Below are 21,237 nucleotides of genomic sequence, written 5' to 3'. Positions count from 1 at the left end.
CGTCGTGGCCGAGGAGCGATCGTTGCTGACTCCCCAAACGGGGATCGTCCGCACGAGGTATCGCGCCGTCGACCTCTGCCAAGCATGCGGCCTTGAGTTCCTCAACTGGCTTGACTCGGGCCAGCTTGACGACCTGCCCGCCGACCTCAACCCGCCGCTCGACTGGCCGCCGACCGCTGGCCGTTCGGCAACCGCCGAGGACTTCGGCCAACCCCTCACGCTCGAAAGGACCTCCCCCCGATGACGACGAAGGCGAAGGCAGCTCCCGCCAAGACCACCTTCGAGACGATGCTCGGCATCGACGACCTGGCGTCGATCCTGAAGGTCTCGCGCCGCGCCATCGAGCGGCTGCGGTCCGCCGGCAAGATCCCCAAGCCGGACATCACCCTCGGCCGGATGCCGCGGTGGAAGCCCGAGACGATCGCGACGTGGATCGACACCGCCAAGGAGGTCTGACCCGATGGCGTCCCTCAGGAAGCGCGGCAAGGTCTGGTACTTCCGGTTCATCGACGCCGAGGGGGTCAAGGTCGAACGCAAGGGGGCCTCGGACAAGCGCGTCACCGAGGAGCTTGCCCGCGCGGCCGAGACCGAGGCGGCGCGGGCCCGCGCCGGGGTCGTCGACCCGTTCGCCGCGCACCGACGCCGGCCGCTCCGGGAGCACGCCACCGACTACGTCAAGTTCCTCCGCTCGAAGGGGGGGACCGACAAGCACGCCGACCTGACCGAGCAACGCCTGTTCGCCGTCCTCGACGGCTGCGGGTTCAAGGCCCTGGGGGACCTCGACGCCGACAAGGTCTCCGGGTGGCTGTCCTCGAAGCGGGCCGAGACGAACGACCCGGCGACCGGCGCGACCGTCCTCGGCCTCTCGATCGCGACGAGCAACCACTACCTGCAGACCGTCCGGGGGTTCGCCCGATGGCTCGTCGAGCGCGAGCGATCACCCAAGAACCCAATGGCGAAGCTCAAGCCTCTGAACGACCAGACCGACCGCCGACACGACCGGGCAGCCCTCGACAACGGCGAGTTCGCTGCGCTCCTCACGGCCACCCAGGTTGCCCCTCCCTTCCGGGGCCTGACCGGACAGGACCGGGGCGTCCTCTACTGCGTGGCGTCCAACACCGGCCTCCGCGCCTCCGAGCTCGCCAGCGTCTCCCCGGCCTCCTTCGACCTCGACGCCACAACCCCGACCGTCAAGGTCCGGGCCGCCTACACCAAGAACGGCGACGAGGCCGAGATCCCCCTCCGTCGCGAGCTCGTGACCATCCTCCGCGGCTACCTCGAAGGCAAGCCCCGGACTCAACCCGTCTGGCCAGGGACCTGGGTCGAACGCGCCGCCCGGATGCTCCGGAAAGACCTCGAGCGAGCCTCGCTCCCCTACCGCGACGAGGAGGGGCGGTACTACGACTTCCACTCCCTCCGCCATCGGTTCGGGACCGAGATGGCGCTCGCCAACGTCCCGCCCAAGGTGGCGCAGACCTTGATGCGGCACTCGACCATCACCCTGACGATGGACCGGTACGGACACGCCAGCCTCGGGGATGCCGCCGGGGCCGTCGAGAAGCTACCCCCGATCGGCCCCGAAGCCCAACCCATAAGCAAAGGCTTTGCCCACCATTTGCCCACCACGCTGGACGGATCGTGTCGGAACGTGGCGGATCACGTTACGACGGGTGACGACCCGTCGTTTGCTGTCGTCGATCGTAAGTCGTTGGGGAGTTCGGACTTTGACGGGGTGGGGCGGGGACTGTCGGATGCTGTCGTGAGTAGCGGCGGAGGGACTCGAACCCCCGACACGCGGATTATGATTCCGCTGCTCTAACCAACTGAGCTACGCCGCCGCGAGGAAGAGGGATATTAGCAAACCGTGGAAACGACTTCAAGGGCTCCTCGGCGAAGAGAAATCGCGAGAATCGCGAGGTCGGTTTCGAGGCCACTTGATCGAGAAGGTCGGTGTGATTCAGTTGGCGGGCGTCGAGTTCGAAACAGATAGGGGCGACGGGCCCGAATCTGTGAGGGAATCGGACTTTCCTCGAGGTCTGGCATCGAGTCTACTGGACGCTTGGGAACAGCGCCGATTCGGATGTCGCCGTTCGCCGGGTGGCGGATGGCGCTTTGTCAGATGCTCCGGGACCCTCGCGAAATGCCCCCTCAATATATCTTCACGATCGAGAATTTGGCGAAGGCGTACGGGAAGAAGGACGTCCTCAAGAACATCTGGCTCTCGTTCTACCCGGGGGCGAAAATCGGCGTGCTCGGCGGGAACGGTTCGGGCAAAAGTACGCTGCTCAGGATCATGGCCGGGGTCGATAAGGATTTCCTCGGGACCGCTCGCCCGGCCTCCGGGGTCTCGATCGGGTATGTCCCGCAGGAGCCGACCCTCGATCCGTCCGTCGACGTCAGGGGCAACGTCGAGCAGGCGGTCGAGAAGACGCGTGCACTCCTGAATCGGTTCGACGAGATCAACGCGAAACTCGGCGAGCCGATCGACGCCGACGAGATGGATAAGCTGCTGGAAGAGCAGGGGAAGGTCCAGGACGCCATCGAGGCCTCGGAAGGGTGGGACCTCGACCGTCGGATCGAGATCGCGATGGACGCGATGCGGCTCCCGCCCGGCGACGCGAATGTCGCGACGTTGTCGGGGGGCGAGCGGAGGCGGGTGGCGCTTTGCAAGATCCTGCTCCAACGCCCGGACATCCTCCTCCTCGACGAGCCGACCAACCACCTCGACGCCGAGAGCGTCGCCTGGCTCGAACGCCACCTCCACGAGTATCCCGGGACCGTCGTCGCGGTCACGCACGACCGGTACTTCCTCGACAACGTCGCGGGCTGGATCCTCGAGCTCGACCGGGGGCAGGGCATCCCCTGGGAAGGGAATTACTCGTCCTGGCTCGAACAGAAGCAGGAACGGCTCGCCCGCGAGGAGAAGCAGGAGAGTAACCGGCGGAAGACGCTCGCCAGGGAACTCGAGTGGGTCCGGATGGCCCCGAGGGCTCGCGTCGCCAAGAACCGGGCGAGGCTTCAGCGATACGAGCAACTCGCCAGCCAGGATGTCGAGAAACGCGACGAAGCGATCGTGCTCCAGATCCCGGCCGGCCCACACCTCGGCGACCTCGTCGTCCAGTCGGAACAGGTCAAGAAGGCTTATGGAGATAACCTGCTCTTCGAGGACATGACCTTCCGACTCCCCCCGGGAGGGATCATCGGCGTCATCGGACCGAACGGTGCGGGAAAGACGACGCTGTTCCGGATGATCGTCGGGCAGGAGACGCCCGATGGCGGAACTCTGAGGGTTGGCGACACGGTCGTGACGTCCTACGTCGACCAGAATCGCGACTCGCTCAGCGCCGAAAACACGATCTTCCAGGAGATCAGCGGCGGGCTCGATAACGTGGTCCTCGGGAAGAGGAAAGTGCCGTCCCGAGCCTATGTCGCCCAGTTCAATTTCAAGGGGCCCGACCAGGAGAAGAAGGTCGCGCAGCTTTCGGGCGGAGAGCGGAACCGGGTCCACCTCGCCAAGCTGCTCAAGAGCGGCGGTAACGTCCTACTCCTCGACGAGCCGACGAACGACCTCGACATCGACATGCTCCGCGCCCTCGAGGAAGCACTCCTCGACTTTGGCGGGTGCGCCGTGGTCATCAGCCACGATCGTTGGTTCCTCGACCGGATCGCGACCCACATCCTTGCGTTCGAGGGGGACAGCAAGGTCGTCTGGTGCGAGGGGAATTATCAAACCTACGAGGCCCAACGTCGCGAGCGGCTCGGGATGGATGCGGACCAGCCGCATCGCATCCGGTACAAGTCGTTGACTCGTTAACGAGTTGTGTTCCGTCCGCGGTCGGTACCATCTCATGCGTACGTGATGAGGAGGAGGGACGTTGGGGGACGTCAAAGTCGGCGACCGTCCCGAGCTGGGGGTACGGTCGGAAGGGGGCGTGATCACCGTGACGCTCGACCGCCCCGAGAGGCGCAACGCCCTCTCGCGGGCGTTGGTCGCCCAACTCGAAGACGTCATTCGAGCGATCGGGGAAGACGTCGAGGCCAGGGTGGTCGTCCTCGAGGCCCGGGGGAAGGTCTTCTGCTCGGGGCACGATCTCGGCGAGATGCTCGGCAGGAGCGAGGACGAGTACCGCGAGCTGTTCGCGGCGTGCTCCCGGATGATGCTCGGGCTGCGGCGATTGCCCCAGCCGGTCATCGCTCGCGTCCAAGGGGTGGCGACCGCGGCCGGCTGCCAGCTCGTGGCGGCCTGCGACCTGGCCGTGGCCTCGACCGAGGCCAGCTTCGCGACGCCCGGGGTCAAGATCGGGCTCTTCTGCACCACGCCGATGGTCCCCCTCGTCCGGGCCGTCCCCGACAAGGCCGCCATGGAGATGCTCCTGACGGGAGCGCCAATCTCGGCCGAGCGTGCTCGGGAGATCGGGCTGGCGAATCGGGTCGTGCCCCCCGGATCGCTCGACTCCGCGGTGGGAGAGCTCGTCGAGGCCATCAAAGCCGTGAGCCCGGAGGCGATCCGTCTTGGCAAGCGGGCGTTCTACGAATTGCGGGACTTGGACGAGCCAACGGCGTACGACCGGGCCGTGGACGTGATGACCGATAACATTCTACGGGGCGACGCTCGCGAGGGGATCGCCGCCTTCCTTGAGAAGCGCCGGCCCGAGTGGAACGGAAACGGGCGGGTTCACGGATGACGGAATCTCGACTTCTTGCCCAAACCTCCTGACTTCTTACGGACTTACGGTGTCGATTCACAATCCGTGAAGATTCGCCGGTGACTGGTTTGGCTTTTTGGGGGTTCCGGATAACATTCAGTCCTGGTCTGTAAGGATGACTCGAACCTCGACGCTTCGGCAAGGAGTTGACCGCTGATGGCGGACATCGTGTTCATCAACCCCCGGTTCGAGGTTTCGTACTGGGGTATGGAGCATGCGCTCCCGTTCATGGGAAAGCGGGCCAACCTGCCGGTCGCCTGCTTGCCGCTCCTCGCGGCGCTCACGCCCGGTGAGCACACCGTCACCTTGATGGATGAGAACGTCGAGGCGATCAACTACGAACGTCTCCAGAAGGCTGACATCGTCGGCCTGACGGGGATGAGCGTCCAACGGTTCCGGATGAAGGAGATCCTGACCGAGCTGAAGCGCCGGGGGATCTTCACCGTCGTGGGCGGTCCCTGGGTGACGGTCTCGGAAGAATACTTCGGCGACCTGGCCGACGTCATCTTCATCGGCGAGGCCGAGCAGACGTGGCCCCAGTTCCTCGAGGAATGGAAGCAGGGGCTGCACCAGGTCCGGTATGAGCAGATCGAAAAGTCGGACATGTCGAAGGTGCCCACGCCTCGATTCGACCTGCTCAAGATGCGGCATTACGCCTTCGGCAGCCTCCAGTTCTCGCGCGGGTGCCCGTTCCAGTGCGAGTTCTGCGACATCATCGTCACCTTCGGTCGCAAGCCCAGGATCAAGACCAGCGCCCAGGTCATCACCGAGATCGATGCGTTGCGCGCCCAGGGGATGCGCATCGTCTTCATCGTGGATGACAACCTGATTGGCAACAAGAAAGCCATCAAGGAAGTCTTACGCGACGTCAAGGCCTGGCAGGAAAAGAACGGATATCCCCTCTCGTTCTTCACCGAGGCCTCGATCGACCTCGCCGACGACCCCGAGCTGATGGAGCTGATGGTCGAGGCCAACATCCTGGCCGTCTTCATCGGGATCGAAAGCCCGAAGGAAGAGTCGCTCCGCGAGACGAAGAAGTTCCAGAACGTCCGCGCGGGGGGGACCCTCCTCGAGAAGGTCCATCGGATCCAGAAGGCCGGGATGGAGATCTGGTGCGGCATGATCATGGGGTTCGACAGCGACGACTCCACGATCTTCGAAGCCCAGCGCCAGTTCATCCAGGAGTCTCGGATCGCGCTGACGATGATGGGGATGCTCCACGCGATCCCGAAGACCCCGCTCCACGACCGCCTCTGCGCCGAAGGTCGGCTGGACCCATCGGACGAGCCCGAGTTCGGGACGAACATCATCCCGCTCCAGATCGGCCGCGAGGAGCTCCGCGACGGCTACCTCAAGGTTCTCGTCGACCTCTACGAGCCCGACGCGTTCTTCGAACGGACCGAAGCGTTCTACATCAAGGAGGGGATCGAGATCGGGAAGGCGCGTAGCCTGTATTGGAAGAAGCATCCCTTGCAGCGTCTCAAGCTCGAGTCGCTCTGGTTCGTCCAGTCGATCGCGCTCTTCGTCCGCTTGATGCAGGGGGTCCCCGAGGACTATCTCCGCAAGGAGTATCGCAAGCGGCTCTGGCGGTTCCTGAAGGCCCGCCGTAATCCGGGGGACGTGCTCTTCTACATCATCAAGATGGCGATGCACTACCACGCCCACACGATGGCCAAGTCGATGTCCTCGGGCGGGGCGAGGATCGTCAACTCGTTCTGACATGGTCGACACATCAACAACACGACTGGTGGCTCGGCTACTCTCGATCCAGGTCGGCGTCCCAACCGACCGTGGTGTTGAGGGGGCCGCCGACCCGATGGACCGGCCCTGGACGAGCGGGTTCTTCAAGGAGCCCGTCGATGGGCCGGTCCGACTCGGCACCCTCAATTTCGAGGGTGATGGCCAGGCCGACCTCGTGAATCACGGCGGCCCCGACCGCCCCGTCCTCGCCTACTCGGCCGACCATTACCCAGGCTGGCGCGAAGAACTCGGCCGGCCCGACCTGCCGTTCGGGGCGTTCGGCGAAAATCTCACGATCCACGGCCTCGACGAAGATCGGGTCTGCATCGGCGACAGCTTCGCCGTCGGCCCGGTCGTCCGCCTCCAGGTCTCGCAGCCGAGGCAGCCCTGCTGGAAGCTCGCGAGGCGTTGGCGGATCAAAGACCTCCCCGCGAGGGTCGCGAACACGAGCCGGAGCGGCTGGTATCTCCGCGTCCTCGAAGAAGGGACGCTCGTCGCCGGGCTCGAAGTCGCGTTGATCGAACGCCCTTATCCCGACTGGACGATCCGGCGAGCGTCGGCGGCCATGAGGCACTGGCGGGATCGTCGCGAAGAGGTCCTCGAGCTTGCCTCGCTACCGCTCCTCTCGGCCTCCTGGCGCAGTGACCTCTCCTCGTTGTCCTGGTGAAAGCCGAGGTTTGTTGCAGCCGATCGACCTTCCGCGTTTTGGAGCGTCTCGCCACTTCGGTGTTCGGGCGACTCTCGAGCGCGCTCTATTCATCCCGACCGACGTGCCTACAATGGGGAGGATTTTGGAACCCTATCCCCGTGGGCTTGAACGATCGTGATGCCAATCATCGAGGCGGAGGGCTTGACCAAGACCTACCGGGTCTTCCAAAAGAAGGACGGGGTCCTGGGTGCCCTTCGTGGCCTCTATCATCGGGAATACAAAGACGTTAAAGCCGTCGACGGCGTCAGCTTCACGATCGAGCCGGGGGAAATGGTCGCATTCCTCGGTCCGAACGGAGCGGGCAAGACCACGACGCTGAAGATGCTCTCGGGTCTGATCTATCCGACTGACGGCCGCGCGAACGTGCTCGGATATACTCCCTGGCAGCGGCTCGACGCCTTCCGTCGCCAGTTCGCGCTGGTGATGGGCCAGAAGAACCAACTCTGGTGGGACCTTCCCGCCGCAGATAGCTTCCAGCTCCACCGCGAGATCTACTCCCTCCCGGCGTCGGATTTCGACCGGACCCTGAAAGAGTTGACGGAGCTCCTCGGGGTCGAAAAGCTGACTCGCCAGGCGGTCCGAGAACTCTCGCTCGGCGAGCGGATGAAGATGGAGTTGATCGCCGCGCTCCTGCACCAGCCGCAACTCCTCCTTCTCGATGAGCCGACGATCGGGCTCGATGTCGTGGCCCAGGTCGCCATCCAGAAGTGCCTTCGTGATTATCACGCAAAACGAGGGGTGACGATGCTCCTCACGAGCCACTACATGAGGGACGTCGAGGCCCTCTGCTCGCGAGTGCTCGTCATCACCCACGGCACCCTCGTCTTCGACGGCCCCTTGTCGAAGATCTCGGAACGGTTCGGCCAGTCCAAGCTGGTTCGGCTCGAGTTCGGCGAGGGGGGCGTGCCCGAGGATATCGAGCGGTATGGCGAAGTGACGCGCCGCGATGGGGCGTCCGCCGACCTGAAGGTCGACCGCTCTCGGGTTGCCGAGGTGCTGGGATCGATCCTCGACCGCCACGCGGTCCTCGACGTGAGCGTGCAGGATCCGCCGCTCGAACAGGTCATCGCCCGCGTCTTCGAGGAGGGCCGCAAGAGCCATGACGCCGCCTGATACGCTCGCGACGACCCTGGCCCCGACCTCCGAATTCTTCTCGCCGTCGCCGACCCACTCGCCGCCTTCGGGGGGATTTGTGCCGACGATGCGGAAGTACTTCAAGATCTTCCGCGCGTCGCTCGTCGAGCGGATGGCGTATCGGAGCGACTTCCTCCTCGGGACCGTGCTTCGTTTCTTGCCGATGATCACGACCATCCTGCTCTGGAAGGCCATCTACGAAGGATCCGGCAAGCCGACGCAGGCCGGGTTCACCTATCGAGAGATGATCGCCTACCTGCTCCTGACGAACATCAGCCGGATGTTCTCGAGCATGCCGGGACTCGCCGGGGGGATCGCCAAGGATATTCGCGAGGGGACCCTGAAACGCTACCTGATCCAACCCCTCGACATGATCGGCTACCTCCTCTCCTATCGGGCGGCGCACAAGGCGGCGTACATCGTGACGTCGTTCCTGCCTTATGCGTTGCTCTTCTTCCTCTGCCGCGACTACTTCGACGGCTTCCCCGACGCCCTGACGATGGTGGCCTACGTGGTCTCGCTGATCCTGGGTTTCCTCGTCGGGTTCTTCTTCGAGGCGAGCGTCGGGATGGTCGGCTTCTGGTTCCTGGAAGTGACGTCGCTCCTTTATATTGTCATGACCTTGAATTTCTTCATCTCCGGTCACATGCTCCCGCTCGACCTCCTCCCCCAGCCCTGGGCGGGCCTGTTGAAGGCCCTGCCGTTCCAGTACATGGCCTACTTCCCGGCCGTGGTGTTCCTGGGAAAGGTCAAGGGGATGGCGCTCGTGGGTTACCTCCTCGCCGAGCTCGCGTGGACGGTCGCGTTCATGCTGCTGGCGAGGGGCCTGTACCGGTTCGGGCTGCGGCGCTATAGCGCCTATGGAGGCTGACCGCGTTGCTCCTCGCCATCGGAAAGTATTCGCGCCTGCTCGGGAACCTCGCCAAGTACACGATGAGTCGTGAGATGGCGTTCCGAGGCAACTTCCTCGTCAAGGTCTCCGTCGAGGTCCTCTGGCTGGGGATCCTCCTCGCCTTCTACGCGACCGTCTTCGCCAGGACCAATTCGATCGCCGGTTGGTCGGAGGCGGACTACCTCTTCTTCGTCGGGTGCTTCTTCGCCCTCAACGGGGTGATCGAGACGTTCTTCCTCGAGAATTGCAACGAGTTCGCCGAGCTCGTCCGCACCGGCGACCTCGACTTCCTGCTGCTCCGCCCCGTGGACGAACAGTTCTTGATCACGTGTCGGAAGATCGACTGGGGGACGGGGCCGAACGTCGTGATGGGCCTGGGGGTGATGCTGTTCTCGCTGCATAAGATGGACTGGCAGTTCGACCCGATCCGGACCCTCGTCTTCGTGGTGACGTTCGCCTGCGGCGTGGTGATCGCTTACAGCTTCATGCTCCTGCTGACCTCGCTCTCGGTCTGGATGGTCCGGAATCAGAGCCTCATGGAGATGTGGTGGCTGTTCTCCAGCCTGGCACGCTACCCCAAGGAGATCTTCCGGAACACGTGGGCCGAGCCGATCGGCTCGTTTTTCACGTATATCCTGCCGATCCTCCTCGTCGTCAACGTGCCCGCCAACGCGATGGTCCGAGTCCTCGATCCCGCGATGGTCGGGTTCACTCTGGTCTCGACCGCGTTGGTCTTCTGGCTGAGCCGCCGATTCTTCCAGCGCGCCCTTCGGTCGTATCGAAGCGCCAGCAGTTGAGATCGACGGAATCGACAAAGCCCCTCTAAACTTGGAGGGCTCGAGTTCGTGACGGTTTGTCCTATCGTCGCTCCGGGGCTACGATATCGGGACGCTCACCGATTCGAGTGTGATTCTCCGACGTTCGCGACGATCAGAAAGAGATTGATGATACCCGGTCGAGACTCCTTAGAAGCGATCATCGAAGGGTGCGGCATCCACCTGACCTCGGAGCAGTATGACCGGCTCTGGGCCTATCATCGCTTGCTCCGGTCGGCCAACGCCGAGCTGAACCTGACGCGGATCCACAACTTCGAAAACATGGTGCTGAAGCACTATGTCGACAGCCTGCTCGTGCTGAAGTTCGCCGACCTCCCGTCTCCCCTGATCGACATGGGATCGGGGCCGGGATTGCCGGGGATCCCGCTCAAGATCGCCCGGCCCGACGTGGAGATGATCCTGGCGGAGCCGAGAGGGGCCCGCGCCGAGTTCCTCGAAGACGTCTGCAAGCGGCTGAAGCTCGACGGAGTCGAGGTCTATGCCGGGAAGATCGGTTCGAAGTTTCACAGGCCCGTCGCCGGGGTGATCACCCGGGCGGTCGCCTCGATCCCGGAGACGCTCGACCGCGTCGCGAACTGCCTGGGCCCCGGGGGGCGGATGTTGCTGATGAAGGGCCCGGAGTGCGATGACGAGATCGCCGAGGCCGGGCAGTCGCACGCGGGGGCCTTTCGGCTCGAGGCGAATCATGCTTACCAGATCCCGGGTACGCCGCACGACCGACGCCTCGTCATCTATGAGCGACTGGAAGGCCAGTCGCTCGGGGGCGAAATCCCAGCGAAGGCCCCCTTCGAGGGGCACATTCGCGAGGTCTCGAGCGAGTCGAATCCAACGTTCAAACTTTGTCGAGACCTGCTCGGAGGTCGGGGGATCCGCAAACACGGCCAGGCCCTCCTGTCCGGACCTCGGCCGATCGCCGAGGTGCTCGAGCGTTTCCCCGAGCAGGCCGAAGGGTGGGTCACGGTCGAGACTGGGCCGCCTCCGCCCTCGGATCGTCTGACGTGGATTCGGATAACCGACCCCCTGTTCCAGGTCCTCGATACGGCCGGGACGCATTCGCCCCTCCTGCTCGTGCGGGTCCCACCGATGCCCGAGTGGGACGACTCGAGCCCTTGGCCCGAGGGCTGTACGCTCTTCGTCCCGTTCCAGGATCCCGAGAACGTCGGCGCGGTGCTCCGCTCGGCCGCGGCCTTCGGCGTCGCTCGAGTCGTCTTGCTTCGCGAGTCCGCCCACCCGTTCCATCCCAAGAGCGCCCGGGCGGCCGGCCCGGCCCTATTCCAGGTCCCGCTGCTGCACGGGCCTTCGATCCAGGACCTGGCGACCCGCGAGGTCCCGCTGATCGCCCTCGCCATGGATGGTCCCGAACTCGGCGAGATCCCCTTCCCCGAGCGATTCGGCCTCGTGCCGGGGGTCGAGGGGCCTGGTCTCCCTCCTCGATTCCGCGAAGGCGAGCGGCGGCGGATCGATATCGCCCCGGGCGTCGAGTCGCTCAACGCCGCGACGGCGTCCGCGATCGCGCTCTACTCCTGGCGTCAACGTATCGGCGGATTTCGATCCGTATCGGGCTGAGACTACTGCCCGATCCTTGGGCACGAGTGCCGAGAGCCCGACCGTCGACGCACGCTCAATCTCCCCCCACTCACCCATTTTCCGGCCAAATCACGCCGAAAAGGCCCGTCCGAAAACCTCGGCATGAAATGTGACAAACACTCGCCGGGCTCGCTCATTGTCTAACAAGGAGCGAGCACCGGCGGGCCGGGCGGTTAGGGAGAGCTACCGTTCCGGCCCGTTCTTTCCTCGATTCGGGCCGGGATCAATATTCCACATATAAGCTAAATTTGTGGCCGATCTGCCGTATCGTGGGTTGTACGAGCCTTCCTCGAGTCCGTATCCCTTCTCGGAATCTCGGCTCGTTCGAGACATCCCTCGCGAGGCTCCACCATCTCCTGCCGTTGGGCCAAATACGCCGGCCCTCTCGAATAAGTCGGTCCTTCGGTCGTCAATGCTTACGAGCCTCGCGGACGAGGTGCCCGAGCTCGGGCAGGATGATCTTCGTCATCGCGAGTTGGACGGCGGCCCGAGAGCCGGGCATCACGAGGATGACCGAGGGTCCGATCAGGCCGCCGATCGCCCGGCTCAGGAGGCAGGCGGGGCCGATCTCGGCATAGCTCAGCATGCGAAAAAGTTCGCCATAACCGGGCAGGGGCTTGGTCAATAAGGCGGAGACGGTCTCGTAGGTCTGGTCGCGGGGACTGATCCCCGTCCCGCCGGTGACGAGGATCGCGTCGATGTCTTTTCTTCGAGCGAACCCAACCAAAAGTGGTCGCATCCTCTCGGGTTCGTCGGGCACGATCTCACGGTCGAGGACGCGATGGCCTGCGCTTTCCGCCAACTCGACGATCAGTGCGCCCGAGGTATCCGTCTCTCGAGTCCTCGTGTCCGAGACGGTCAACACGGCGAGATTCAACGATTTCGGTGCGGCGGCGTGGTGTTCGGCGACGGCCTGGCTCATTCGGTTTCTCCATTTTACGCAGACCAAGCAAAAGGCCTTTTTAACCAAATACGTGCCGATGCCGGCTTGCGATTGTCGGGCTCCCCTCACCCCTCGTAAAATAGGGGTCGGCCTGGATCTGCGGTAGAGTTCCCTCCGCAACACGCGGGATGGAGGTCGGAACGCATGGCCGAAATGAGCCTTCCTGGAAACCTGCGGGTCGCGGCCCTTTCGATCGTCTTGATCCCGACCGTTTTCCTGGTCGAAGAATGTCAGGCGGATCGGATCTCGTTGCGAGGCGGGGGGCAGATCCGGGGCAAAGTCATCCCGGACACCGCCCACCCCGGTCGAGTGATCGTCCTGACCGAGACCGGAAAAACACCGCTGAATCTCCAGAAGCCGCAAATCCTCGAGGTCGTGAGCGAGCCGAGCGCCCTGGACGAGTACGTCGTCAAGAGGGCAAAGGTCCAGCCGACGGCCCAGGCACAGTACGACCTTGGCCGCTGGTGCAAGGAGCACAAGCTGGCGGACCTGGCGACGGTCCATTATGAGTTGGCGGTGGCCCAGGACAAGGAGTTTGGCCCGGCCCACAAGGAGCTCGGGCACGTGCTCTTCGGCGACCGTTGGCTCAACGCCGACGAAGTTCGCGAGGCCCAGGGCCTGGTGAAATACAAGGGCAAGTGGATCACGAAGGAAGAGAAGGAGCATCGCGAGGCCCTGGTGGCCGAGTCCGCGGTCCAGACGTCGTGGGTCCGGAGGATCCGAATCCTCCGCCAGGCGATCGCCTCGGGGGCGAGCGACCGCGGCCGTGAGGCCGAGCAGCAGTTGATGGAGATCCGCGACCCGGTCGCGGTCAAGCCACTGATCCGGGTCCTCGGCGAGGACGAGGCCGAGTTCCGGATGCTCCTCGACCACGTGTTAGGCGTGATCCCGGGGCCGGAAGCGGCGGCAGGGTTGGTGAATCGGATCCTGGCCGAGCCCGACTCGGAGGTGAGGCATACGACCCTCACGGAGCTGGAGCGACGCCAGGAGGCGAACGTGGTCCCGGGATTGGTCCGCGCGTTGCAGTCCACAAGCCCTGAGATTATCAACCGAGCCGCATGGGCCCTCTCGAACCTCGGCGCGGTCTCCGCGGCCCCGAAGCTGATTCCGGCTCTATTAACCACCCGATATGAAGTGGTTTTGGTCCCCAGCTCGAGTGGGCCGGGCAACGGTCTCGGGTCGCTCGACCCAAGTCAGCGGAGCGGGGTGCCGATCTACACCAATGGAAGCTCTCTCGGTCTCCTGACCGGGCCCGTGGTCGGACCCGGCGTGGTGGCTTACGGCGCGACACAGGTCCCCTGGGTGAATTCCGGGTTCTCGTTGTCGGCAGGAGGGGCAAGCCCCTCCAGTCCCCGAGGGCCTGAGGCGAAGGTCGCGACGTACACGTTCCGGAACGTCGAGGTGCTCTCTGCACTGGTGAGACTCACCGGGCAGGACTTCGGCTACGACATCGCGACCTGGAAGCGTTGGGCCGCCACATCGTTCCACCCCGACCGTACCCCTGTCCGCAAAGTCCCTCAACCATAACGGGACCGCGGCCGGCCGCCCGACCTTGAATCAATGCGCCGGGCGACCGTTTGGACGGATTCTCCTGGTGACGACATGAACGCGAATTTGCCCCGGGTCGTGATCATCGGCGGTGGGTTCGGCGGCCTCAACGCGGCACTCGAGCTGAGGCATGCCCCCGTCCGCCTGATTGTGATCGACCGACAAAATCATCACTTGTTCCAACCCTTGCTCTACCAGGTGGCCACGGCGGGCCTCAGCCCAAGCGACATTGCGTCGCCGATCCGCCGCGTCCTCCGCGGGCAGAAGAACGCCGAGGTCCTGCTCGCCGAAGCGTCGTCCATTGACGTCGAGTCGAAGACCGTCAACCTCGACGACCGTTCGATCGCTTACGACTACCTCATCATCGCCACCGGCGCGACGCATTCCTATTTCGGGCGAGACGAGTGGGCTCCTTTCGCGCCAGGGCTCAAGTCCATCACCGACGCCCTCGAGATCCGTCGCCGAATCCTCTACGCCTTCGAGGCCGCCGAACGCGAGACCGACCCGACCCAGCGACACGACTGGTTGACCTTCGTGATCGTAGGCGGCGGTCCGACGGGGGTCGAACTGGCGGGGGCATTGACCGAGATCGCCCGGCACGCCCTGGCCCGGGACTTCCGGCACATCGACCCGACCCAGGCGAAGGTGATCCTCCTCGAAGGGTCATCCCGGGTGCTGCCCACCTACGTCGAATCGCTCTCGGAGAAGGCGAAACATCAGCTCGAGAGGCTCGGTGTCGACGTTCGGACCGACCAGATGGTCACCGGGATCGACGCCGAAGGGGTCACGATCGGCGACCATCGGATCGAGGCACGTACGGTCCTGTGGGCGGCCGGGGTCGCGGCCTCGCCGTTGGCGAAAACGCTCGGGGCTCCCCTCGACCGCGCCGGGAGGGTGAAGGTCGAGCCAGACCTCAGGATCCCCGGTCGGGACGACGTCTACGTGGTCGGAGACCTTGCGAGCCTGGAGCAAGACGGGAATCCGGTCCCGGGAGTCGCCCCGGCCGCGATGCAGGAGGCGAAACATGCCGCCCGCAACGTCCTGCGGTCGCTCCGAGGCCTTCCCACCCTCCCATTCCGCTACAACGACAAGGGGTCCCTGGCGACGATCGGACGAGCGGCCGCCGTGGCCGACCTGGGTCGCATCAAACTCTCGGGTCTGATTGCCTGGCTCGCCTGGCTCTGCATCCACATCTTCTTCCTGATCGGCTTCCGGAATCGATTCGTCGTCCTCTTCGAATGGACCTGGTCTTACATGACGTACGAGCGAGGGGCACGCCTCATCACCGGAAACCCCACCCACGAACTGGGCGACGGGGCGGAGCGGCTTGCCTCGGCGTCTCACGGCGATGGAGCCTCCTCGTGACCGACGTGGCCACGGTAGAACGATACCGGATGATCCGCGAGGTCCGGCAGCGACTCGAATCGCTTGGTCGGGCGGGGGTCGATCGTGTGCCCGCGCCGGACCTCCGATCGATCGCGATCCCCGCGGCCCCTTCGCCTCGGACCATCACGCCCAGGCCCGAACTCCCACGACCGGCCCCGGCGACGGAACCCGTTCGACCGCCTTCGCCTCCGCCCACGCCTGCTGAGCCTCCTCGGAGGCCGACCGGGCCCTCGACGCCGCTCGTGCCATCGGCCCCGATCGTGATGCCCACCGCATCGCTCTTCGGAGAGACCGAGATTGCCGGGCCGGTCATCGTTCCCGAGGAGCGCGCCAACCAACTCGCGACACTGGCCGCTGAAGTGGCCGTGTGCGAGCGTTGCCCTCACCTCGCCTCGACCCGGACCAAAACCGTCTTCGGCTCGGGTTCACCCACAGCCCGATTGATGTTCATCGGTGAGGCCCCCGGCGCAAACGAAGACCGGACCGGGCAGCCGTTCGTGGGCAAGGCCGGGATGCTGCTCACCGACATGATCACCAAGGGGATGGGCCTCGACCGGGCCGACGTCTACATCGCCAACATCCTCAAGTCGCGGCCCCCCGGAAATCGCGACCCGGAGCCCGGCGAGATCGCCCATTGCCTCCCCTACCTCGAACGACAGATCGCGATCGTCCGCCCCGAGTTCCTCTGCCTCCTCGGGCGGATCGCGTCGCAGACCCTGCTCGACACCGTCCTGCCGATGTCGCGACTCCGGGGCAAGTGGCATCGCTACCGGGGGATCCTCACCCTGGTGACCTACCACCCGTCCTATCTGCTCCGCAACCCCGCGGCCAAGAAGGACGCCTGGGAAGATCTGCAGATCCTGATGAAACAGATGGGATTAACGCCGCCGAATCGCAAGAAGAGTTGAGAACTCTGCAGCGACAAACTCGGTCGCGGTCCCCGGGAAGGCCCAGTGCGAAAGGCCGCCGACCTCAATCGAGGCCGACGGCCCTTTTCCTCAGGCCAGCCGCTTCGTTCAGAAGATTCCTCTCAGATCTTCCACAACGTCGTTCTTCCTGGGGACCATGTCGAAGCGGTCGTCGGGGACGTTGTTGAGTTCGATGGTCTTGACTCGGATCACCTCGGTCACGACCGGCTTCCCCTGCCAGGCGAGGGGGGCATCCTCGGCGAACCGATCCTGTCGCACCGTCATGGGGAGCCAGAGGCCGGGATCGACCTCGCGAAGCTCCGAATTCTCCCAACGCATGGAGACCCGCCCGTCCTTCGACAACTCACGCTTTCGCATGACGAAGCCATGGTCGCGGTCGATCCAGATCCGATCGGCCATGTCTCCGGTCAGCAAGGTGGGGCTCAGGAGTGAGTTGAGGCTGCCCTTCAAGACCACGCATGTCGAGCCGTCGAAAGCCTCGGTCTTCTCGATCGCGTAGGTGTGTCCCGCAAACCAATCGGCGAGGCGGCACATCGTCATCGTCCACTCCGTGGAGTGACCCTTGGACGTCGTGTCGGCGGGTTGGAGGCCGACCCCGCAGAGATAGGTCGACCGACCGAACCAGTGCATTGGCTTCGACAGCAACGGCCAGACCTGGACCTCGTTCGACCTCGCGTCACGCGGCCGTCGCATCCAGAGCGTTCGCCCGTTGTATCCCCGGGTGACGTCACGCTCCATCGGATCGAGTAGTCCGGGATCCTTCTTCTTTTGCCTGGGCACGCCCGTCGCCTCCAGGGCCTTCATCGTGGCGATGGCCTGATCGTATTCTTTCTTGATCTGCTTTTGCTGTGATTGAATGAACTCGGGAGCCTTCGGGTCGACCGGTTGCGGCGGGACGAGCCCATATTCGTCGGTCGCGCTCAAGTATTCCACGCGGGCCGGCTGGAGTTGATGGGTGAATCGCATCTCTCCCTTGAAGGCGACGGTCCATTCGTCGTTCGCGAGATACATCTGATTCCGGTACTCGACGAGCTTGAGGAGCTCGGCCGGCTTCAGGTTGCTCGTGGTCTCGAGCGTGTACGACACCTCGAGGCTCGAGATCCGTTTGGCCTGGCGGGCAACCTGCTCCTTGAGTTCGCGGACTTCGGGCGAATCCCCGGCCGAGGCGCTCGCCCAGGCCACGGCGCTCGCCACGAGGGCCAGGGAGGTCAAGGCGAGCCGTCTCCGTCGCGGTCGGATCCTATGGATCATCGTTCGACTCCTTCTTTGGGATGAGAGATTGGGCCTGGGACGGACTTCCGAGGTTGTGCTTGGGAATAGAGCGATCGGCCGAGATCGGGGTCGTTGACTTCGAGGAGGACGTCGCGGGGCATGGCGAAGTCGAACAGGTCCCCCGCGATGGCGTCGGGCTTGGGATAGTCGAGCACGGTCTCAAAGGCCGTGCCGTCGGTCCCTTGCGAGACCTGTTTTAAAGGGAGGAGCGAGCCGGGGTCGAACCAGACCGAGGAGGTTTGGGTCACCCCTCCGCCTGCCCAACGGAGTTGGACCCTGCGTACCTCGCGCCCGTCGAGCGAGTCGGAGTCGATGTCGATCTCGGCGCGATGTGCCCGGGCCCACGCTTCGAAGTCATCGCGGTCCAACACCAATCCCTGGTGGCTCGGGTCGTGTCGCGCCGAGTCGAGGGCGGTCGACCACGCGGCGACCACGCGACTGCGTACGTCCCAACGGAACTCCCAACGGGCGTTTTTGACGACGACGGCGACGAGCTCGTCACCGTGACGAGTCTCCTGACGGAAGCCTCCGTGCCGAACAACCCAGGATTCCTCGGTCCGGGTGCCCCCCGAGGCCTGGATCCGGACCACCTGATGCAGCGCGGGGACCGCGACCCAGGCGGCTTTCACCCCGTGTAGCAACTCGGCGGCGTCGGCCTTCCTGGGCCACATCAGATAGCCGCCAACCATGACAAACACGATGGCTGCGGCCGCCCAGAAGGCCACGAGCGGACGACGGAAGGAGCTTCCAGATCGCCTGACGATCGGCTCGGGAACGGTCGCCAGGCAGGAAGCGAGGAGGCCGACCGGTAGGGGAATTTCGAGGGTCGTCCGCAACGCGGCGTCGAGCCCGGTCGGGGGTGAATCCCTCGGTTCAAGATTCATGGAATCTGACATGACCATCCTCCTGGGTTCGAGCCCGATCCGGATCCCACGCGGCGAGCGCGTGGTGCAAGCGACGCCGGGCCGCGAAGTAGCGCCAGCGCACCAGTCCGGCTTCGACGCCCTGGATGTCGCCGATCTGCTCGTAACTGAACTCGCTCCAGAATCGGAGCGTGAAGACTTCCCGAAGGTCGGGGGGGAGCGCGGCAACCGCGCGTCGGGCGGCCTCATCGAATTCGCGATCCTCGGCTCGTTCTTCCGGCGAACGACCGTCGGCGCGGACTTGATCCAACGCCTCGGACGAATGAGCCTTGCGGTCGCGGAGCCACTTGCGCCAGAGATTACGCCCGATCGCATACAGCCAGGTCGTCTCGGAGACGTGGGGCTTCCGCTGCCCCGCCGACGTCCAGAATGCGGCGAATGTGGCCTGGGTCAGGTCGGCGGACACCTCGGGCGAGGCCGTGACCCGGAAAAACCAGCGGTAGAGCCCTCCATAGGACGCGACGACGAAGGCCTCCTGAGAAGCCCTCGCGTCCACCCCGCCTCCAACCGAGGTTGCCGAATCGTCCACGAGGCATTTCTCCAGAGATCTCGAACCCGGAGTAGTTGTACCGCGACCCCTCGAGTTGTGAGCGAGACGAGAAAAAAATCGGACGACACGTCCCCATCCCCTCTTCTTCGCCCGAACTCAGACCGCCGGGTTCGAAATGCGAAACGCCCGGCAAGTGGGGATGAGCTTCGTTGACGAAGCCATCACACCGCCGGGCGCTCTTCAGAACGGAAGGGGCGTGTCAGATCCTCGGGAACGCCCCACGTTTCGAGGGATGGCGAGCGGCCCGCATCTTCTTCTTGTGCTCTTCCATCTTCCGTGTCAACTCCTCGGGAGGCTTGGGGGCCTCGGTAGGGACTTGCGATGGCATCCCTTCTTTCATCCCGCCACAGCCCACGAACGAGGCACAGACCAAGATGAGGCCGAGTCTCACGGAACGCGTCTTCATAATAGGATCCCCAGGCCTTGAGGGCCGACTCGTCGGCCGAACGTGCGTTCGTGATCTCCCACGAAGGCAGGAACCGGCGCGTCGGCCGCTTCCCATATCATTTCAATAGGCGTCCGAGCTGACGACTTCGCCGAGATTCCGTGTGCCGAGGGCCCACCACGTTTGGTAGCCGATCGTGTCCTTGACGAACTTGACCGAGCCGTCGCACATGCCGATGTTGACGCCGCCGGCGTGATTGCTCGTGGGCGGGGCCGCGCCGCCCGGGCCGACGATGAAGTAGGACTCATCGGCGGGGTCGATGCACGGCACCGAGTTGGGCGGGGTCACGTGGTTGAAGCTGGTGAACGCGAGGTGAAGCGGGTACGCGACGAAGGCATACTGACCCGGGCCGCTCACGAGCGTCGAGTTCTGGTTGGTGTTCTTGCAGGCCTGCGCGAAGGCCAGGGCCGATGCGGGCCCAGTGTTGGCATTGGCAGAAACGGAGCTGACGTAGAGGGCCCGCTTCGAGTTGGATGAGCCGGCGGGGATCGTCGGGAAGTTCGGCAGGGCGAGGAGTCGCTCGCTGAAGAGCGACGTGTTGGACGTCCCGTCGGTGATCGACGCCATCGTCACCGGCCCGACCGGCGAAAGGTACGTGGAGTACGCCAGGTCCGCAGTCGGGAGGATCGTCCCCGAATAGATGCTGAGCGCGAACGGGCCACCGTAGTTGCCCACGTAGTTGGCCATGAAATAACCGCCCGAGAGGCGTTGAGTCTGACTCTCGGAAGGGCAGAGCCATGCCGAGATCTGCGTGTAGGCCGCGGTCGTCTGGGCCACGGCCCAGGTGCTCTGCGAGAAGTTCACCGCGTTGAAAAGCGGCTGCTGTTCCAACTGCGGGAGCACGGAGACGTACCAGCCGATGCTCCACTGGTCGGCGTTCGTGGAGCCAGGCTGGAAGGTGGGCATGCACTGATACGGCATCGTATTGTAGACCGAGATGTAGTTGTGCGCAGCCAGGCCCAACTGCTTCAGGTTGTTGACACATTGGGCGCGTCGGGCGGCCTCGCGCGCCGATTGCACGGCGGGCAGGAGGAGGGCGATCAGGACAGCAATGATCGCGATGACGACGAGCAACTCGATGAGCGTGAAACCTCGTTGGCGACTCACTCGGGATTCTCCTCAATTTCGGCGCACGGCATCTCGGAAGCCGCCGGGACATCCCGGCCGCTTCGACATCCACTGATGGCCAGGGCTCGATTCGCGAGACCGTAAACCAGCCGAGGTACAACCTGGGGAGTTTTCAGCCGCGGCCCAGAGCTCTCAGTAAGCTCTCGAAGTCTCGCGAGCTCGACCTTCGCCCGTGCCGCCCGCGATCCGGCGGGGCGTTGCTCGTCGATGCCAAGGATTGGGAGAGGTTGGCATGTCCATTGGTTCGAATCGAGGCCCCGACGCAAGATCTAATGCGCCGGGCGTGACAGCACATCCCGAGTAAGCCCGGCGCTCTCGTCGAGAGGCACTCGATCGTCGCTGGCCACGACGCGGCATTGCCGGTGCCTCCCGGTTGCCTTCGACGTGGCGATAGGGTTTCTTCGACGTTTGATTCGACGAGACTATGTTCGTTTGAGAAACAACTTCTGGGGCGAAAGGAGGCAATCTGGATCAACAGGTGAAATTCAAGGTTCTGCGAAGTTTAGAGG

19 protein-coding genes, 1 tRNA gene and 1 pseudogene are annotated in these 21,237 nt (G+C 64.4%); 14 read left to right on the top strand and 7 right to left on the bottom strand.

Going from position 1 to position 21,237, the window contains the following annotated elements; genetic code table 11:
- Positions 1-22 precede the first annotated feature (22 nt).
- The 3 genes and pseudogenes from ACYOEI_RS12735 to ACYOEI_RS12725 form a co-directional block, all read left to right on the top strand.
- Positions 23-244 carry a hypothetical protein gene (locus ACYOEI_RS12735; RefSeq protein ID WP_462849872.1) on the top strand — a complete coding sequence of 74 codons (222 nt, stop codon included), beginning with the start codon at positions 23-25 and terminating at the stop codon, positions 242-244.
- The gene (locus tag ACYOEI_RS12730) at positions 241-456 is read left to right on the top strand and encodes a helix-turn-helix transcriptional regulator (RefSeq protein ID WP_462849871.1); all 216 of its coding nucleotides are present in this window, start codon (positions 241-243) and stop codon (positions 454-456) included. The genes ACYOEI_RS12735 and ACYOEI_RS12730 overlap by 4 nt, the downstream gene beginning before the upstream one ends.
- A gap of 4 nt (positions 457-460) precedes the next feature.
- Positions 461-1,468, top strand: a pseudogene (locus tag ACYOEI_RS12725) (tyrosine-type recombinase/integrase); the annotation flags it as partial.
- 296 nt (positions 1,469-1,764) lie between these two features.
- Here ACYOEI_RS12725 and ACYOEI_RS12720 read toward each other — a convergent pair.
- Positions 1,765-1,838 (bottom strand) — tRNA-Met (locus ACYOEI_RS12720).
- Between the two features lie 302 nt (positions 1,839-2,140).
- Here ACYOEI_RS12720 and ettA point away from each other — a divergent pair.
- From ettA to rsmG, 8 genes are all read left to right on the top strand, one after another.
- The gene (gene ettA / locus ACYOEI_RS12715) at positions 2,141-3,814 is read left to right on the top strand and encodes an energy-dependent translational throttle protein EttA (RefSeq protein ID WP_462849870.1); all 1,674 of its coding nucleotides are present in this window, start codon (positions 2,141-2,143) and stop codon (positions 3,812-3,814) included.
- Between the two features lie 61 nt (positions 3,815-3,875).
- Complete coding sequence (locus ACYOEI_RS12710; RefSeq protein WP_462849869.1) at positions 3,876-4,685, top strand: enoyl-CoA hydratase; 810 nt, start codon at positions 3,876-3,878, stop codon at positions 4,683-4,685.
- Between the two features lie 177 nt (positions 4,686-4,862).
- Positions 4,863-6,425, top strand: coding sequence for a B12-binding domain-containing radical SAM protein (locus ACYOEI_RS12705; protein WP_462849868.1), 1,563 nt, complete (start codon positions 4,863-4,865; stop codon positions 6,423-6,425).
- Position 6,426: 1 nt separating this feature from the next.
- Entirely contained in the window at positions 6,427-7,113 is a 687-nt protein-coding gene (locus ACYOEI_RS12700) for an MOSC domain-containing protein (RefSeq protein ID WP_462849867.1), read from the top strand.
- 159 nt (positions 7,114-7,272) lie between these two features.
- The gene (locus tag ACYOEI_RS12695) at positions 7,273-8,268 is read left to right on the top strand and encodes an ABC transporter ATP-binding protein (protein ID WP_462849866.1); all 996 of its coding nucleotides are present in this window, start codon (positions 7,273-7,275) and stop codon (positions 8,266-8,268) included.
- Positions 8,255-9,160 carry an ABC transporter permease gene (locus ACYOEI_RS12690; protein ID WP_462849865.1) on the top strand — a complete coding sequence of 302 codons (906 nt, stop codon included), beginning with the start codon at positions 8,255-8,257 and terminating at the stop codon, positions 9,158-9,160. The genes ACYOEI_RS12695 and ACYOEI_RS12690 overlap by 14 nt, the downstream gene beginning before the upstream one ends.
- A gap of 5 nt (positions 9,161-9,165) precedes the next feature.
- Positions 9,166-9,978, top strand: a complete 813-nt coding sequence (locus tag ACYOEI_RS12685; protein WP_462849864.1) for an ABC transporter permease — start codon at positions 9,166-9,168, stop codon at positions 9,976-9,978.
- Positions 9,979-10,125: 147 nt separating this feature from the next.
- The gene (gene rsmG / locus ACYOEI_RS12680; protein ID WP_462849863.1) at positions 10,126-11,583 is read left to right on the top strand and encodes a 16S rRNA (guanine(527)-N(7))-methyltransferase RsmG; all 1,458 of its coding nucleotides are present in this window, start codon (positions 10,126-10,128) and stop codon (positions 11,581-11,583) included.
- A 430-nt stretch (positions 11,584-12,013) separates the two neighbouring features.
- Here rsmG and ACYOEI_RS12675 read toward each other — a convergent pair whose 3' ends face one another.
- Positions 12,014-12,526 carry a MogA/MoaB family molybdenum cofactor biosynthesis protein gene (locus ACYOEI_RS12675; protein ID WP_462849862.1) on the bottom strand — a complete coding sequence of 171 codons (513 nt, stop codon included), beginning with the start codon at positions 12,524-12,526 and terminating at the stop codon, positions 12,014-12,016.
- A gap of 165 nt (positions 12,527-12,691) precedes the next feature.
- Between ACYOEI_RS12675 and ACYOEI_RS12670 the strand changes: the two genes are divergently transcribed.
- From ACYOEI_RS12670 to ACYOEI_RS12660, 3 genes are all read left to right on the top strand, one after another.
- The gene (locus ACYOEI_RS12670) at positions 12,692-14,074 is read left to right on the top strand and encodes a HEAT repeat domain-containing protein (protein ID WP_462849861.1); all 1,383 of its coding nucleotides are present in this window, start codon (positions 12,692-12,694) and stop codon (positions 14,072-14,074) included.
- A gap of 75 nt (positions 14,075-14,149) precedes the next feature.
- Positions 14,150-15,460: an NAD(P)/FAD-dependent oxidoreductase gene (locus ACYOEI_RS12665; protein WP_462849860.1), complete on the top strand. Its 1,311-nt coding sequence runs from the start codon at positions 14,150-14,152 to the stop codon at positions 15,458-15,460.
- Positions 15,457-16,389 carry a uracil-DNA glycosylase gene (locus ACYOEI_RS12660; protein ID WP_462849859.1) on the top strand — a complete coding sequence of 311 codons (933 nt, stop codon included), beginning with the start codon at positions 15,457-15,459 and terminating at the stop codon, positions 16,387-16,389. Before ACYOEI_RS12665 ends, ACYOEI_RS12660 begins: the two co-directional genes overlap by 4 nt.
- 108 nt (positions 16,390-16,497) lie before the next feature.
- Here the strand turns inward: ACYOEI_RS12660 and ACYOEI_RS12655 are convergent, their stop codons facing one another.
- The 5 genes from ACYOEI_RS12655 to ACYOEI_RS12635 all read right to left on the bottom strand — a co-directional run bounded on the left by ACYOEI_RS12655 (position 16,498) and on the right by ACYOEI_RS12635 (position 20,707).
- Positions 16,498-17,661, bottom strand: coding sequence for a hypothetical protein (locus ACYOEI_RS12655; protein ID WP_462849858.1), 1,164 nt, complete (start codon positions 17,659-17,661; stop codon positions 16,498-16,500).
- Complete coding sequence (locus tag ACYOEI_RS12650; RefSeq protein WP_462849857.1) at positions 17,658-18,578, bottom strand: hypothetical protein; 921 nt, start codon at positions 18,576-18,578, stop codon at positions 17,658-17,660. The genes ACYOEI_RS12655 and ACYOEI_RS12650 overlap by 4 nt, the downstream gene beginning before the upstream one ends.
- Positions 18,556-19,134, bottom strand: a complete 579-nt coding sequence (locus ACYOEI_RS12645) for an RNA polymerase sigma factor (RefSeq protein WP_462849856.1) — start codon at positions 19,132-19,134, stop codon at positions 18,556-18,558. Before ACYOEI_RS12645 ends, ACYOEI_RS12650 begins: the two co-directional genes overlap by 23 nt.
- Positions 19,135-19,354: 220 nt before the next feature.
- Positions 19,355-19,561, bottom strand: coding sequence for a hypothetical protein (locus ACYOEI_RS12640; RefSeq protein WP_462849855.1), 207 nt, complete (start codon positions 19,559-19,561; stop codon positions 19,355-19,357).
- 102 nt (positions 19,562-19,663) lie between these two features.
- Complete coding sequence (locus tag ACYOEI_RS12635; RefSeq protein ID WP_462849854.1) at positions 19,664-20,707, bottom strand: DUF1559 family PulG-like putative transporter; 1,044 nt, start codon at positions 20,705-20,707, stop codon at positions 19,664-19,666.
- Positions 20,708-21,237 lie beyond the last annotated feature (530 nt).

Source organism: Singulisphaera rosea (assembly GCF_054877945.1).
Note: the sequence above shows the minus strand (reverse complement) of the source record. Positions and strands in the feature narration are given on the sequence as shown.